Here is a 15169-nt window from a genome sequence, read left to right as displayed (position 1 = left end):
TCATAAAGATTAAGTCATTGTGATCGTTTCCCGGTATACTGTTTTTTCTCCATCTGACAATATAAAGTCAGCTTTCTTTTTGGAATACTGTTTTTTACGGGAGTTGTATTCCATTTCTATACTTAATTTTACCTGATACTGTCCCGCGTGATACAGGTATTTCTTATCTAATTCTTCCTGTATGGTGTCCGGAACTTTGATTTCGGAAGTAAAAAAGGCATTAAAACCATATTCTCTCTGTTCTGCATTGATGACTCCGGGACATTCTATATCACCAATCCCTTTGATATTCCATACGATAGACTCATTATTTTCTCCTCCGTTATCTACATAATAAGGGGCGAATAACAGCAGATTCCAGAAGGGTTCTTTCAGTTTATTTTTATAAAAAACAGCTTCATCTTCAAGCGCAGACAGATATTGGTTTCTAAAGACCTCAGCATTCTGGTATTTTTCCTGAAGCACTGCCGTTTTGAGTTTCCAGTTTTCTATATTTTTCTGATGGTCTGCTACGCCCAGAAAACTTCCTTTTTCATCCACTTTTATTTCCAGTGGATAAGAGCTCTGCTCCAGGATATACAGGATTTCCATAAATTTATTTTCAGATGGAAAAGAGGAATCATCTACCTTTTCTATCAGCCAGTTTTTTGTATGATCTTCATTTTCCTTCTCCTGCAGTGTAATTCTAAAAGATGAATAAAACCCTTTTGCTTCTCCAAATTGTATTTCAAGCGCATTCTCCACGTGATAATCATGGGTTCCTAAAGCATATTTCTGAAAAGGTTTTACTCTTGTTTCTACCATATTGGTTGGTTATTGTCTATTATTTAAAAGTCGTTCCACTCTTGGTGCAGCTCGCTGATTTTATTAATCATTACACTTATTATCCATTCGGAGGTCACACCAATCAACAGATATATCAATGTTTTCAAACTAAAAACCGAATGGAAAATAAATCCAATCTTCATATGATCACTCAATGATGCTGAATCAGTATGATCAACTATTGAATCCCATGTTGAGAATAATATTCCTATAAATCCTCCTGCAGTTATTATTTTTTTCTTCATTTTGGAATAAAATATTTCTTCATTAATTTTCAATATAGCCTGAGTTGTATTACTATCATTATTTTCTTCTTCTAAAAATCACAATACTTATAAAAGATAAAAAAACAACTATTAAAAGGGAATATATCACTGTTGTAAAAAATTCTGTGTCATATTGTGTCGCGTCGTGATTTCCATCTCCATTAAGCGAATCATACCTTAAAAAGGAATAAATAATATATGCTCTTGCCAAAAAGGAAGTTCAAGAAATATTATAATTCCGATAGCTATCTTAGATCTTTTATCAATTATCATTGCTTACTAATTATCTGAAATAAAATGTATGAAAAGATAAATTTCATTATACTATTTAAAATCACACTAATGAATATGTGCTTATAGGTTAATAAATCTGTTTTAGTCCAATCTGTTTCGATATTATTTGACCATTCAACCTGTTACTTTTTCATAAAAGAGTAAACATATTCTTTACCATCCATACACTCATAAAATATCTGATATTTATAATAATTTTGATGCAGGCGAATACTATCTAATCTTCTCTTTATAGAAAAAGCATTGCTTCTATAAAATAAGGTATCAGAGGTACAAGGAACCTTATTTACAATAATTTTATAAACGGTTGTATCTTTAGGTTGATCAACATTATATTTAGGTTCTCTTAATACCTCTTTTGCATGATTTTCTATTTTTATTTTTTCTAAAAGTACTTTTTCAGATGAACTTAAAGTTCCTTCTTTAGGTGTTGTAAGCCAAAATACAATGAGAAAACCATATCTGTAAATGATCAGACACAGTACTGCAATAATTCCTATTATTAAATATTTCTTCATTAATTTTCTGTATAATATTTTTTTGTTTTTTCATCATAAAAGTAAAATTTAGAATTTTTATATACTCTTGAAAAAGGTGTTGGGCTTTTTACTTTTAAGGCATTAAAATTCTTTTGTAATACTGTAGTAGATGTTCCTCCATATCCCATTCCGCTACCAGGTGTTGTGTATGTTTTATTTTCCTGATTTACAAATTGAAACTCTATCAGCTCAAGATCTTCAAACCATCCCCATACAAAAGCTTCGTCTTTTGTATACATATGTCCGAATTCATCCCCTTTTGGATTCTTTGAAATACCGCTGAATTTCACACCTCTTATTGTAGAGGAATCATTAGCATTTTTATACATAAGCACAGGATCCCAGTCAATATCTATCTGGTAAGTTATTTGTGGAAATGTAACACTAAAACCTGAGGTATCTGCCGGGGACAGATGAACAACTTTTTCAATATTGAGCTTTTGGTTTTTAAATACACTCAGAACCCCTTCTGCAAAAGCTCCTCCCATACTATGTGACACCACCATTATACGACGTTCTTCTTTGAATAATTCCTGATAAAATTTTGATGCCTGATTTTTAAGCCTGGCTTCTGCAAACGATTTACCTTGTTTATACCGATCTCCTCCCGATGAAAATTTTGTACCGGCTCCGTTAATAAAATATTCTTTTGTGGATCTAAAATACTTCTTAGCGCTGCTTTTAAGCCCAATACCCCAATATTGTTCTCCCCATTCACTTCCAGCATAAGGCATTTTTTTATTCCAATATCCACAAATATAAATAATGATTGGATCCAAAATTTTGAATGAAACTTCTGCTCTTACCTTTTCATCTGGTGCTTTAAAGAAAGCATACACTCTTAATTTGGATATTTTCCTATCCTTAGGAACAATATAGGATATCTTCTCCTCACCTGTTACCTGAGAAGCATTAGCTAAAGGGGTATCATCATACTGGATAGCCCACTTAAGACCTTTCAATTCTGATTTCGTAGGAGTTCTGCTATACTGTATTGCTTTAAAGTAATATTTAACTTCTTTTTTTATAATCTTAACTTCTTTTGTACATTCTATATCTTCATAACATTTCACAGCCTTTACAAGTAATGACTGAGTTTCACTTTTCGCCTGATATTCATCAAATTTCTTTCCTCCTTTTTTCCCATAAAAAGTATTTTCCTGAGGGGATTTAAAATCCAATGTCCCCTTGGAAGCATCTTTCATAATCTGTTCTGCTTCCTTGTAGGACTTTCCAAAGACATTTCTTACGATATTTCCACCTTCGCCCGCCATATTACTGCATTTTTACCTGTTTACCGCTATTGATAAGCACTTCTTTGGCACTTTCTACATTGATGGCATCTTTTGTACTGATGTAAGAGCCGGCTTCCATATTTTCTGTAATATTTTTAGCTGTAGATTTTCTGCCAGCTTCAGCCGTTTCAATGATATTGCTTGCGGTCAGATTATAATCATCATTGGCGGTTTCCGTGATATCTTCTCCAGCCATAATATTGACATTTCTCTGCGCAGAGGCAATAATATTTTTACCCGCATTGATCTGTACATTTTCTCCGGCTGTGAAGGTTATATTTTTGGGAGCATTAACTATTATATTCCCTTTTCCGTCCATTAAATAAGTATTTCCACTAGGATCTTCTATGAAAATACTTCCTTCCTGATCATTAAAAATCACTTTATTGCCACTCCTTGTCTGAATAGATTTAAGATGATTGTTGATGCTTCCTCCCAATGCCACCTGCCCATGGAACATCCCTCCCATTGCAAACGGAAAATCCGGGTGGTGGTATTCAAAGCCTACCATTACCTGGTCTCCCACTTCCGGTACTGCTACAAAACCTCTGTTTTGAGTAATAACATCTGTACCGCCTGCATCCGGGCTCATCATTCTGATAAAATGGGTAGTATCGGGATTTTTCTGCCAGTCAAATCTCACCTGTATTCTTCCCTGATTAAGTGGGTCCGTATTGGAAATAACGGTAGCTACCTGTGGTTCAGCTTTAGGATGTATGAAATCCGGTTTCGGCATAAAGCCTGTACCTTCTGCAATAGCTTCAAAACTTCCCGTATAATACCCTCGGGCGTTTACTTCATGGGATACTTCGGTAATCGTAAGTTTTGTAAAATAAGAAGTCTGACTGGTATCCGGTTTCCTCATTTCAATATCAGCAAGACAACCTGGATATAAAAACGGAACGGTTGTATTTCCTGAAACAGTAAATACTTCTACGGCAGCACTTCCGGCAGCACTTTTCTGAGAATCACTCACATCCACAAACATATTGGCATTGATAGGTGCTGGAGAAAGTGAATGGGTTTTAAAAATATTGTTGTTCAGCTCATATGCTTTGGACGGAATTTCTCCCAAATGTCTGATATTATTTTCAGAGCCTTCCATTTTTGTGTGGCTGCTGCTGTTATATCCAAAAAACCGGGGATTGGTATGGACAGCATTCAGCTCCACCTGAACATCTGTTGCATTGCTTCCATATACAAGCCTGATCGGTTTTTCTGAGGGGGGAAGTTTTCCAAAATGAAGGACTTCACCATCATAATAAAACTGTTCTCCGTAGGCTTCTGCAGTTCTTGCAAGGTAATTATAATGGGTTTCGTTATATTGTGCACTATAATTAATATAGCTTTTATTTTGAGTATCTACTCTGAAATCAAACTTCTCAGATCCCAGTGCTTCTTTACATATTTTATTGGCAATGATTCCGGTATTAACAGCCTGATCCCCTCCAAAACTTTGAGTATGGGGAGCAGCATCCATAAGAATGGTAGGGCTCTGACCTCTCAGTACAATATTTCCCAGACTCATTTTTTCCTGGCTGAACGCTGCTTTAGTGATGACCCCCACAAAAGTTCTTTCAGGGCTTTCACTTTCATAATCTTTGTATTTAAAGACAATCGTAATCCTCTTTCCCAAAAACTGACGTGCTTGTTCCAGGGTATGGTTTTGGGCTTCTCCAAGAGAATCATGGGCTAGAATAAGTTCAAAATTGTGATGTCTTCTGGCACTTTGCTGTAAGCGGAAATGCTTGAAGTGTTTGATAATTTTGCCTTCAATCACAATATCCAGCTTTACCACACGGTTGATTCCGGGAATATGATTCTCAGAAATCTTATCAGAATTCGAGGCATTTTTATTCATAGTGATTAGGTGTTTTTTTCAGAACATTTTTTTAAATAAACAGTCGTTCTATAAGGTTAAAAAAGGCAGAACAGCATCCCTTGGACCGGGTGTACTATTCTGCCTGATATTTAAATTCTGAGTAGGCTTAAGAAGGCCATGCTCCGAAATAAGAAGAATTCCCCAGATCTATCTGTTCTGCACTTATTATAAAACTGATGTACATACTGTTCTCATCTACAGCATCGAAATCTACCTCATGCTGGATTACATAACCGTTGTTCCACTTCAGTGTTGTTAAAGTTCCTTCTTCGTGAGATTTATTGAAAGTAATCTCTCCTACAGTAGGCTTGTACTTTCCATTCAATAAACTTTCCAGAATGTCTGATTTTTCAGTAGCTTCTACCGTGATTTTGATAAGAGCATTGGAAGGATCTGATGCTACACGTCCCGATACATCTGTAGATCTTGATACGCTGTAGTTAAGCTTTAATAACTTTTGCCCTTCACCGTTGTTGAATTTTAAAATTCCTCTTGAATTTTTTTCTGCCATGATTTGTAAATTTTAATGGTTAATATTTTTATGATTTTGTTTTTCTATATCACCAAATATAGATGTAATTACAAAACGTAAATGAAATTTATTATTAAATTTAAAAAAGTGTAGTAATTCTACGACTAACACTTGTTAGGTTTATTACACACTACAAATCAAGCGCTTGCAATTTATTTCAATTGCAAATTTTGTTATTTTACTGCTTGTTTAAGATCTTTTAAAACGGGAAAATAATTTTTATAATTTATCAGATCAAAGTAATTTTTCTATCATTAACAGAGTGTGACAACAGTTTGTAGGACAGAAAATGAGTTTCAGTACTGAAAATACAATTATAGAAAGGCGTTAAAAAATAATATTTTGAAAAAAATAAAAAAAATAAAAGCTACCAAATTACTGATGAACAAAGCATTGAAACTAAAAACAACTGACATCAGAAGGTTTCATCAAAAAAATAAAACAAAATACTTGCGTGGTATTATAAAATATTATACTTTTGCATCACTTTAAAACAACGAAGTAATAAACGAAACATAAATGGTTTCTTAGCTCAGTTGGTAGAGCAATGGATTGAAAATCCATGTGTCCCTGGTTCGATTCCTGGAGAAACCACTTAAAACCTCTAATTCATTTTAGAGGTTTTTTTTGTTGTTTACACTCTCAATAATTCTTTTCACTATCTCTTTCATGCATCAAAGCTGATGGCATTTTTTACGATTACTCAAATATAATCACACAATAAGGATTTATTTGTAAAATTAAATTATATTTAAACATAAATAATTATCATTAAAATAAACACAAAATAACACCAAAATAAAAATCATGAAACACCAAAGCATTCAAGAAAATGTTAATAATGAATTTAACATTAAACAAAGCCAGTTTAAAAATGTAATTTCTATTTTCAAAGCAGTAAGCCGTTCTTTTCCCGAAAAAACAGCTATTATTTCTAAAAGCCAGAGTATTTCCTATGCAGAATTGGATTATCAATCTGATCAACTCGCGATTTATCTTCTGAACTCATCCTTAAAAAAGGGAGCTTCTATTGCAGTCTGCATGTCCCAATCTATAGAGCGCATTGTCTCTTTTCTGGCTGTTCTGAAGGCAGGTTCAGCATACATCCCTATTGACGGACAACTGCCTGCAAACAGAATCAAAATGATCATAGAAGACTCAGAAACTGAACTTATCATCACTGAAAACCTATATGCCGATAAATTTGCAGAGACCAAAACTCAATTGATTAATATAAACCAGCAGGCCAATGAAACTGCAGAAAATTATATTGATATCAATCCTGACGACATTGATATGATGCAGACAGCCTATATCATTTACACCTCAGGAAGTACAGGAATTCCTAAAGGAGTAGAAATACATCATGAAGCATTTTATACTTTTATAGTATCCTTCACAGAGCTTTGGGGGTATTCCGTCAAAGATAAAACACTTCAGTTCAGCTCAGCCGGATTTGATGTTTCTATTATAGACATATGGGTACCACTGTTTACAGGAGCAACCATTGTTCTGTATCCTGACAACAAAATCATAGGAAAACCTCTACTGGATTTTATCGTTGATCATAAAATTGAGGTGGTTCCTTTTCTTCCACCCGCTGTACTGAGTACGTTGCCAACAAATCTTCCCATCGGAGATCTGCACACCCTTTCAATTGCAGGTGAAGTTCCATCGGAGCAGACCATAAAAAACTGGTGCAGCAGAGTACGCCTTATTAATGTATATGGCCCTACTGAAACAACCGTAAGTGTTGTGACTCACCATTTCCAGGATGATACCAATCCCCATATCATCGGAAAACCATTGGAAGGCGCTCATATTCACATCCTGAATCAGGATCTCGAATATGTGAGTGAAGGTATTACAGGTGAAATTTATATCGGTGGTAAGCAAGTAGCAAAAGGATATATCAATAAGCCCGCGGAAACATCAGAAGTATTTATTGATGCCCCTGAATGGATGCAGTCTGATCACGGGATCAACTACAGATTGTATAAATCAGGGGATCGTGGATTCTGGAGAAAAGACGGCAATATTGAATTTGTAGGACGGCTGGATGAACAGGTGAAATTAAGAGGTTACAGAATTGAATTAAAAGAAATTGAGCATCATATAGGACAACTTGCACAGGTTGCAAATGTCGCGGTTAAAGTTCATCGTCCGGAACAAGGACAACCCATTCTTGCTGCATTTCTGGAACTTTATGAAACAGATAAAGAACATATTACACTGGAAGACATCCGTGCAAGACTGAAACAAAGCCTCCCCACTTATATGCTTCCTGAAAAGATCATATTGTATGACAAACTTCCTTTGACCATTACTGGAAAGATTGACAAGAGCAAACTTCACATTCCATTGCAGCAAACCATGAAAAAGAAGAAAGAAAAGGTGGATACATCAGATCTCAAACAGGAAATCACTGAAATATGGATGGATTTACTGAACATGGATGAAATAAATGAAAATGACAATTTCTTTGAATTAGGGGGACATTCTTTAATGCTTGGGCAAATGCATTCCCGTTTGCCGCTGAATATCCAGAAAAGGATATCACTTCCGGAGCTGTATCAGTTTTCAACCATATCTCTTTTTGTAAAAGAAGCTGAAGCCCGCTTGATGCAAAATCAGCTTAGTCAGCAGCAGAAAGCCCTTCTTGTGGAAGAACAGCTTATAAAAGATGCAGAACTTCCATTTGATTTTAAGATTACGGTACAGCCGGATCCCAAAATTTTAGCCGATCCATCTGCAATTTTCCTCACAGGAGTTACTGGTTTTGTAGGCTCACATTTACTGGAAGAACTCATTCCCCGAAACCCAAACGCCATTATTTACTGTCTTGTAAGAGCCGAGAATGAAGATTTTGGATTAGAACGCATCAAAAGTACTTTTTCAAAATTCAAACTTGTATGGAAAACAGAGTATGAAGATAGAATAAGAATTGTTTTAGGTGACCTGACGCAGCCGAAGCTGGGTATTGATGATAAACTGTATGGAAATCTCCTGAAAAACATTGAGGTAATTTACCATATGGGAAGCGATGTAAGCTATGTAAAACCCTATGAACATATCAAAAAACCAAATGTTGACGGAATGGCACATATATTACACCTGGCAGTACATGAAAAAACAAAATTCCTTATCATATCATCATCAATGGGCGTTTACAGCTGGGGCAGAAGCTTTACAGGAAAAACATGGATGACGGAAGATGATCCTATTGAACAAAATTTACCCGCCGTATGCCGTGATATGGGATACATCCGTAGTAAATGGGTAATGGAAAGCATGGCTTCCAAAGCCCGTGACAAAGGTCTCCCTTTGATTAATTTCCGTTTAGGGTTTGTAGTTTGCCATGGAGAAACCGGGGCAACTCCGTTAAACCAATGGTGGAGCTCTTTGATGCGTTCCTGTATTGAATTAAAAGCATTTCCGCTGGTAATGGGATTGAAAGATGAAGTGATTACTGTAGATTATGTCTGCAAATCTATTGCTCACATCAGTCAGAATCCGGATGCAGTAGGACTCAACTTTAATTTGAATCCTTTACCGGAACATGATCTGTCTCTTACTGATTTTTGTGTACGCATCACTGATTACTGCGGGCTGGAAATGAAAAGCTTAGATTTTGAAACATGGTTTGAACAATGGAAACGAAATCATGACACACCTGTGTATGCCCTGCTTTATCTATTTTCTGATGATATTCATGAAGGAAAATCCCTGGTTGAAGCTTATGAAAACACCTACTATTTTAAAAGCCATAATACGGAGCATTTCTTAGAAGATACAGATATCAGGCCCGCCATTTTTAATAAACCAGTTATGGAAGCCTATCTAAGGTATATGAAGATGATTTAAAAATCACCAATTACATTCAAAATAACTCAAAATCTCTAATTCATTTTAGAGGTTTTTTTTATATGCAAAATCAGAGTAATGGAATTAGCAGTCAGTTCAAAATTGGGAATTGACAAAAGTTTGAATGAACTGAGAAGAAATTATATATTAAAAAAAAACGAGATCATTTATTCAGCCAGTTCAGGCACTCGGTAATCTGCATTTTACTGATAAAAATTTCGGCATTTACTTCCGGTTCTGGAGAAAGCCTAAGTTCTACTTTTTGACTGGAATGCTTGATAATTTCAGAAACAGCTTCTTTATTAATGATAAACTTACGGTTTATTTTAAAGAAAATCTCAGGATTCAGCTTCTGAATAATATCTTTAATGGTATCATCAAAAATATAGGTCTGATGATCTTTTGTGGTAAGGAAAAGGTATTTCCCGGAGGCAAAAAAATAAGCCGTGTTATGCTCGTCTATTGATTTGAGTTTATTTCCTTCTCTTACCATAAAACGTTTCATCACCTCATCTTCTGTCTGGCGCAGTGAGGAAATTGATTTGAGCACCGGTTCGGGATCAAAATTGTTTCTTATGGAAATAAATTTCTGTAAAGCTTTATGCAAATCCTCTTGTTCGAAAGGTTTCAGAAGGTAATCAATGGTAAAATGCCTGAAGACTCTCATGGCATATTCATCAAATGCAGTAATGAAAATAATAGGGGTAAAAAGCTCTACCTGCTCGAAAATTTCAAGGCTCATCCCATCACCAAGATGAATATCCATAAAGATAAGATCTGCCGAATCTTTCTCAAAAAAATCAATTGCCTGCTTTTTGGAACGAAGAATAACAGTCTCTGTAACAGGGACAATACTCTGTGTATCCAAAAGATTTTTCAGATAATTCACAGCCAGCAGCTCATCTTCTATAATGGCAATTTTCATAACGGTGCAAAAGTACAAAAAAACCGCTAGAACGATTAAGTTCAAGCGGTTTCATCTGTATTGAATTTGATATGAAGTTCTATAGATTAGGGTTATTCTTCTTCGCACTCATTGGATATTCAATGGTATATCGCGGATCATTCTGCTGAAGAATATACTCTTTACCACTGATAGTGTGGCTAATTTTTTTCTGATTTGCTCTTCTTAAGTCGAACCATCTTTGTCCTTCCAAAGCAAATTCTCTGAATCTTTCATCCAGGATAAAGTTCATAAATGCTGCAGAATCCATTGAATTCACTGCATTTTGTACTGAAGTATATCCATCCGGAGTGTATCTGTTTTTTAATACTTTCAGAAGGGTTTCTTTAGCTTCATTAAGTTTATTCAACTTTAATAATGCTTCAGATTTTATAAAGTACTGCTCTGCTGTTCTGAAAGAAACTTTGAACTCTAAGCTTCCTCCTTTAATAACTTTATACTTACTTCCATTTTTCTCAAAATACATGCCAAACCTCTTGTCTGTAGTATTATTGTATGAAGAAATCAATTCTGGAGATGCAAAAGATAAATTCTTTATAGAGTTATCCCATGTATTATCCAAAGCCATGATAGACTCCGGAGAAGCATAATGGTTGGGTGGTGTGTTGACAGTATTTAAATTGCTCAAATCTCCTTTTACTGCCAATACCTGATCTGCATAGTTTAAAGCCTTATTCCAGTCTCCTTCATATAGAGCGGCTCTTGCCTCAAATGCCAGCAATGCTATTTTTGAGAATCTGTAGTTGACACCTATTGCCTGCTTCTGTTCTATCATCAGATCTTCTGCTTTCTTAAGGTCTGCATGAACCTGATTGTATACTTCCTGTACTGAAGATGGTTTCAAAACCTGTTCCAGATCAATTTCAAGACTGATTGGAACTCCTCTGTCTGTAGAAGCTGTTGCACTGTTGTAGGGTTTTCCATATAGATTCACCATATCGAAATACAGGTAAGCACGAAGAGCATATGCTTCTGCTAAAATCTGATTCTTCTCCGGAGAATCCTGCATTGTTTTGCTTCCTTCATTGATGATCTGATTCAGATAGAAGTTTACGGAATAAAAACTTAACCAGGGAAGCTCCGCAGAGTTAGAGTCATAGTTCGAATCTTTCCACATCGCAATTTCACGATAAGAAATAAAATCTACTCCATTATCATCAATACTGGTCTCATCGGTACGAAGGGCTACCAGCGACTTGTGAACGGGATATTTTGAATAGGCAGATGTAAGTACTTTCCGGTAATCTTCAGTGGTAACAGGAATGATTTTTCCTTCAGGCTGAATATCTAAAAATCTATCACATCCGATATTGATAAAGCTGATTGCTGTAAGCACTATGATTGCTGTAATTTTTCTCATTTTTCTCAAGTTTTAAAAAGAAACATTAAATCCTACGGTCACCGACTTGGTGATAGGCTGTGCATAAATATTACCATACGTTTCCGGATCAAAATATCCTTTATATCCGTTACTGAATACAAACAGGTTACGCCCTTCAACGCTTAGTCTCAAACTACTGATTCCCATAGGATTTGTAAATTCTTTCGGAAGTGTATAGCCTAAACGGATGCTGCTGATTCTGATATAGCTGATCTCTTTTGCCCATATATCAAGCAGATTGTATGCGCTTGAGCGGTTTCCGGCAAACCATTTATTCGCCATCCATCCGTCCGGATTAGCATCCATATCAGGACTTGTAATTCCCGGAAGCGAACCCCCTGCTTCATAGATATCTCTTGTATAATTCCTTCCTCTGTCCAGCTCCATTCCGCGGTAAGAAGGTGTTCTCATTACGGTTTGCTTCAGATTGAATGTTGCCGAGATTGTAAGATCAAAATTACTTACCTTAAATGTGTTGATAATCCCTCCGGTAAACTTCGGATCTCTGTCTCCCACATAAGTAAACAGGCTTCTAAGTTCAGCGTTTGAGAGTTTCGTATCTACAAGCTGCCCTGGAAGGAAATCTGCATACACATCATACAATTTAAAGAATTCTGCTGCGGAAATCTTTTGATCCCCTTTCCAGAACAATGGATTTCCGTGTTCATCCATTCCTGCAGTTTTCAAAGCAAAAACCGCATTCACAGGCAGACCTTCTCTTGAAGGAAGGAAAGCATTCTCACGGGGCTGCTCGCTCAATACTCTACTCTTGTTGTGAGCAAAGTTGATGGTAGTCGTCCATTTGAAATTATCATGATTGATGTTTCTGGTAGACAATGCCAGTTCAAAACCTTTGTTGGTCAAACTTCCCCAGTTCATCATTGTATATTCAAAACCTGTTTCAAGGGGAGTTTCTCTCATACTGATCATATCCGTTCCTTTTCTGCTATAGACATCAGCGGTAAGGCTTACACGGTTATTGAACAATCCTAAGTCTAGTCCTAAGTTGGTATTGATTGTTTTCTCCCATCTCAGTTTATCGTTCGGAGGACTGATAACATTGATAACTCCTTCTTTTACACCTGGAAGAATCGTTGTATCATTATATTCCCCGATAAAGAATGGCGATGTATTTCTGTCAATATTTCCCTGAAGACCATAAGAGGCTCTCAGTCTAAGGTTAGATACCGCAGAAATATTTTTCATAAAATCTTCCTTCGTTACCAGCCATGATCCTGAAACTGCCCATATCGGAAGATATTTATATTTTTTATTCACCCCAAAAAGGTTGGTTCCGTCATATCTCACACTTCCGAAGAATGTATATTTCTGATCATAAGTATAAGATGCTGTAGCAAACATAGAAGCATATGCATTCTCTATAGGAGCTGCTTCACGATACGTTTCATATCTTTTATCTGCTGCAAAACCTGAATTCGGGAAAACAATTGCCGTAGCTCTTCTGGTCTTTGGATCGTACCCAAAGGCTCTGGTAATAGTAGTATTATCTTCTGTTTTACGGATTTCAGTTCCAGCCATCAAATCAATTTCATGTTTTGAATTGATCTTCGTGCTATACGCCGCCTGCAATTTCCAGTTGTACTGGAAGAAATCATTATCCCAGTTTTGTTTCACAGCACCAGCCGGTAGAAAATAATTGTATTTACCGTCTTTGTAATAACGGGTATTTTCTTTCATTTTTCTGGTGAAATACGTATTCTCTGCAGCAAATTTTTCTGTTTTATTGGTATCATACTGGATCCCTAACTGAGAGGTAAATTTTAAACTTTTTGAAGCTTTATATTCTAAATCTAAAATCGCTTTCAAAGAGTTATTTTTCAGCGAATAGTTTGTATTTTCTCTTTCTTCAAGGAAATTGAAAGGAATATAGCGGTCCTCAAAACCATCCATATCTTTATCATAATTGTAGCTTCCGTCTGCATTGAAAGGTTTCAGATAAGGATTTGCATTTCTTGAATAATTAACAGGGTTTATTGAAGCATCAGCATCCGTTACAAAAGATTCACGTTCACTTTGCGTTCCGAAAATAGAGATTCCTGCATTTAACTTATCGCTTAATTTATAGTTGTTTTTTAAAGTCAGGTTATAACGTTTAAAACCTGTCCCGATAGTTGTTCCTTCTTCATCATAATATCCCAGGGAGAAATAATAATCTGCACGATCGCTTCCTCCGGAAACACTTAATCCATATTGTTTGTTGATAGCATTTCTGTACAACAGTTTGCCCCAGTCTGTGTTATTGTTTCTTAAACCGTTGATTTGCTGTCGTGTTAATGAATTCAGCGCATCAAAACCTCCGTTTCTGAAAGCATCAAGCTGACTATTCTGAGTCAGAATTCTCATTACTTCTCCTTTATCAGTACGGTAAGTAAGATCGGTACGCTTGGCAAGCATCAGTTCCAGATCTACTTTTTCAGAAGCATTCAGAAGATTCAGTTTATCAAAATCAGGTCGTGATGTCACGAAAGTATCTGCTGAGAAGTTCAGTCTAAGACTCCCCTTTTTTCCTTTTTTCGTGGTAATGGAAATCACTCCATTTGCTGCTCTTGCTCCGTAAATTGCTGTCGCTGCAGCATCTTTAAGGATTGTAATATCTTCAATATCGTTAGGATTCAGTCCTGCAATAGAAAAGTTCTGAAGCTGATCTATATTATCTTTATCGGTAAAGTTCGGAACATCATTTCCTTCTAACGGAAGACCGTCGATTACCCATAGTGGATCCTGAGGACCGGAAAGAGAAGCTGTACCTCTGATTCTGATCTTTGCCGGGCTTCCCGGAGCCCCTGTTTCAGGAGTTACTGCTACACCGGCAATCTGACCTGCCAGCATCTGGTCTACACTGGCAACACCAGCCTGGCTGATGTTGTCCATTTTTACTGTAGAAACTGCTGAGGTCTGCTTACGTTTTTCAATTTTCTGATATCCAGTGATGATTACTTCCTGGATTTTATTTTTGTCTGTAACTTCAGAAGTTAGTCGTATTGTATAGTTGGTCTGTCCTTCATTCAACTGAATTACCCGGGATTCATAACCTGGATAGCTTACTGATACAGATTTGGTATCTGCAGGGATTTCTAATATAAATTTTCCGTCCTTATCAGCTACTGTACCTACGGATACACTTTCGATAATTCCTTCCAATTCTGTTTTTGTTGAAACAGATTGCGTCTCGATTTTTATAGATGCACCGGCAATTATATGAGAAGTATTTCCATCTTCTATTTTCCCGGTGATGGTTTTCTTTTGCTGGGCCATTGCTATATTAGCAGCCAAAAGAGGTAAAAGTATTAGAGTTTTTTTCATTGC

General features: G+C 36.2%; 10 protein-coding genes and 1 tRNA gene. 2 read left to right on the top strand and 9 right to left on the bottom strand.

All coding sequences use genetic code 11. The annotated features are described in order from the left end of the window. Positions 1 to 9: 9 nt before the first annotated feature. The 6 genes from ACPF63_RS03580 to tssD all read right to left on the bottom strand — a co-directional run bounded on the left by ACPF63_RS03580 (position 10) and on the right by tssD (position 5612). A complete protein-coding gene (locus tag ACPF63_RS03580; RefSeq protein WP_426482007.1) occupies positions 10 to 804 on the bottom strand; it encodes a hypothetical protein in 795 nt (264 codons plus the stop codon). 23 nt (positions 805 to 827) lie between these two features. Continuing rightward, on the bottom strand, positions 828 to 1070 hold the full coding sequence (locus ACPF63_RS03575) for a hypothetical protein (RefSeq protein WP_426482006.1): 243 nt from the start codon (positions 1068 to 1070) through the stop codon (positions 828 to 830). 437 nt (positions 1071 to 1507) lie between these two features. Continuing rightward, the gene (locus ACPF63_RS03570) at positions 1508 to 1903 is read right to left on the bottom strand and encodes a hypothetical protein (RefSeq protein ID WP_077418301.1); all 396 of its coding nucleotides are present in this window, start codon (positions 1901 to 1903) and stop codon (positions 1508 to 1510) included. Next, positions 1903 to 3198, bottom strand: a complete 1296-nt coding sequence (locus ACPF63_RS03565; protein WP_219073097.1) for a hypothetical protein — start codon at positions 3196 to 3198, stop codon at positions 1903 to 1905. Before ACPF63_RS03565 ends, ACPF63_RS03570 begins: the two co-directional genes overlap by 1 nt. Position 3199: 1 nt before the next feature. Then, a complete protein-coding gene (locus ACPF63_RS03560; protein ID WP_077418296.1) occupies positions 3200 to 5080 on the bottom strand; it encodes a type VI secretion system Vgr family protein in 1881 nt (626 codons plus the stop codon). A gap of 127 nt (positions 5081 to 5207) precedes the next feature. Continuing rightward, positions 5208 to 5612, bottom strand: coding sequence for a type VI secretion system tube protein TssD (gene tssD / locus ACPF63_RS03555; protein WP_077418293.1), 405 nt, complete (start codon positions 5610 to 5612; stop codon positions 5208 to 5210). Positions 5613 to 6154: 542 nt separating this feature from the next. On the opposite strand from tssD, the gene ACPF63_RS03550 reads away from it, so the two are divergent. Together ACPF63_RS03550 and ACPF63_RS03545 are read left to right on the top strand one after the other, a co-directional pair. Continuing rightward, positions 6155 to 6227 (top strand) — tRNA-Phe (locus ACPF63_RS03550). A 213-nt stretch (positions 6228 to 6440) separates the two neighbouring features. Continuing rightward, entirely contained in the window at positions 6441 to 9497 is a 3057-nt protein-coding gene (locus ACPF63_RS03545; protein WP_426482005.1) for an amino acid adenylation domain-containing protein, read from the top strand. 163 nt (positions 9498 to 9660) lie between these two features. Here the strand turns inward: ACPF63_RS03545 and ACPF63_RS03540 are convergent, their stop codons facing one another. The 3 genes from ACPF63_RS03540 to ACPF63_RS03530 form a co-directional block, all read right to left on the bottom strand. Further along, a complete protein-coding gene (locus ACPF63_RS03540) occupies positions 9661 to 10422 on the bottom strand; it encodes a LytR/AlgR family response regulator transcription factor (RefSeq protein ID WP_077418290.1) in 762 nt (253 codons plus the stop codon). Between the two features lie 79 nt (positions 10423 to 10501). After that, on the bottom strand, positions 10502 to 11821 hold the full coding sequence (locus ACPF63_RS03535; protein WP_426482004.1) for a RagB/SusD family nutrient uptake outer membrane protein: 1320 nt from the start codon (positions 11819 to 11821) through the stop codon (positions 10502 to 10504). 12 nt (positions 11822 to 11833) lie between these two features. Further along, complete coding sequence (locus tag ACPF63_RS03530; protein ID WP_426482003.1) at positions 11834 to 15166, bottom strand: SusC/RagA family TonB-linked outer membrane protein; 3333 nt, start codon at positions 15164 to 15166, stop codon at positions 11834 to 11836. Positions 15167 to 15169: the final 3 nt, after the last annotated feature.

The sequence above is a fragment of the Chryseobacterium sp. R2ACT005 genome (genome assembly GCF_049949215.1).
GTDB lineage: Bacteria > Bacteroidota > Bacteroidia > Flavobacteriales > Weeksellaceae > Chryseobacterium.
Note: the sequence above shows the minus strand (reverse complement) of the source record. Positions and strands in the feature narration are given on the sequence as shown.